1 protein-coding gene is annotated in these 1739 nt (G+C 41.2%); it reads left to right on the top strand.

Annotated elements, in window-relative coordinates:
- The first annotated feature begins 356 nt into the window (after positions 1-356).
- On the top strand, positions 357-1610 hold the full coding sequence (locus tag SST111_RS08720; protein WP_099810731.1) for an IS110 family transposase: 1254 nt from the start codon (positions 357-359) through the stop codon (positions 1608-1610).
- The last annotated feature ends 129 nt before the right edge of the window (positions 1611-1739 follow it).

Here is a 1739-nt window from a genome sequence, read left to right as displayed (position 1 = left end):
CTCGTAAAATAAGTTTATGGGGATTTTTCAATCCCAAATTTTTAATGAGTGTAATAATGTTAACTTGACTATTGCAAGGTTTTCCAGAACAATAGAGTCATGGAATGGACTCATGGTTGTTTCTTTTCCTCCTTGTTGCTTAGACTTCATTTTTAAGTCTGTTACCCAAGCGTTGTGCCTACTTCCAACACACTAGCTGTTTCCATTACGCTCACTTCTGTACGTAGTAGCGTACAGGCGGCAGGTGAGCTAGTGACTAGAATTCTCTTATGCGAGGCTGTTGGTTCAACGTGTTTCTGGGGAACCTTACAGTAGTCAAGAAACTTTCCAAATACAAATGAAAGGAGACCTTCCAAATGAAATGTTTTGTCGGTTTAGACGTTAGCTCTACCAAATTAGATGTCTGTATCATGCTTAGTGATACAACAACTCCCTTTACAGCTTCTCTTACCAATGACCTAGTAGGTGCTTCTGAAATCAAGAAACAAATTCTTGAACTCAATGACTCCTATTCATTTGAACGCATCGTCATTGGTATGGAAGCCACCAGTCTCTACAGCTTTCACCCTGCCATGTTCTTTCATGAAGACAGCGACTTGAAAGCTCTAAAGGTTGAGGTCATGGTCGAACAGCCCAATAAGATTAAGAAATACCGGGAAGCCTTTGAAGAAAACAAGAATGATACCCTTGATGCCTTCTATATTGCCGATTATTTCCGTATCGAGCGATTCTCACCTGCTTTTCTCAAGGAAGAGAAATACATGGCGCTCCAGCACTTGACCAGAACCAGGCTTCAACTCATTGAGCAGTTGACCAAGACCAAGCAGCACTTTATTGAGAATATCTACTACAAGTGCAATACCTTATCAACTGAAATCAAGAATGAGAACCTCTCAACCAATCTCTGGTCTAGCACAATCATCTCTCTTATGACAGAAGACTACTCCCTAGACGAATTAGCCACTATTGCTCTCGAAGATCTGGCAGAATTTCTCCAGAAACTAGGAAGAGGACGATTCAAAGCGCCTGAAAAATTAGCTAAAGCTATTCAATCAGCTGTCAGGGGTTCTTATCGTCTACCCAAGCTACAACAAGATTCTGTCAATGTTATTCTCGGTCTATTAGCTCGAGAAATCAGAAACCTTGAGAAATTAATCAAGGATATTGATAAAGCTATTGAAGACATGGTCGAAGTCATCCCTGAATACCAGTGCTTAACTTCTGTTCCTGGTGTGGGGAAAGTGTACGCCGCAGGCATTATCGCTGAAATTGGACAGATTGATCGCTTTAAAGACCACCCTCAAGTCGCTAAATATGCAGGCTTGAATTGGAAACAGAATCAATCCGGGAACTCTAACTCTCAAAATACTGAACTTGTCAAACGAGGCAACCGCTATCTCCGTTATTACTTAGTTGAAGCCGCCAACTCGGTCAGACGACACGATAGTGAGTATCAAACCTTTTACAAGAAGAAGTATCATGAAGTTCCTAAACATCAACACAAACGAGCCATCGTCTTAACCGCTAGAAAATTTGTGCGTCTGGTGGATGCGCTACTACGCAACCGCCAACTCTATACGCCACCAAGGAGGCTTATGGAAGATAAGTGATTATCGGCACAAGTCCTTGGATAAGCTGGCGAAAAAAGCGTTTTTCGCTAGGTGTTTTTAGTGCACCCTTTTGTCTAGAAAATCATCTAAAAATTAATCAACTTTCTATTGACTTTTTACCACTAGACT

It is taken from the genome of Streptococcus suis YS161 (assembly GCF_002760245.1).
In the GTDB taxonomy this organism is placed as follows: domain Bacteria; phylum Bacillota; class Bacilli; order Lactobacillales; family Streptococcaceae; genus Streptococcus; species Streptococcus suis_I.
Note: the sequence above shows the minus strand (reverse complement) of the source record. Positions and strands in the feature narration are given on the sequence as shown.

Excerpts from the sequence above, each read along its gene's own strand:
- SST111_RS08720 (WP_099810731.1), top strand. The coding sequence starts at position 357 with ATGAAATGTTTTGTCGGTTTAGACGTTAGCTCTACCAAATTAGATGTC.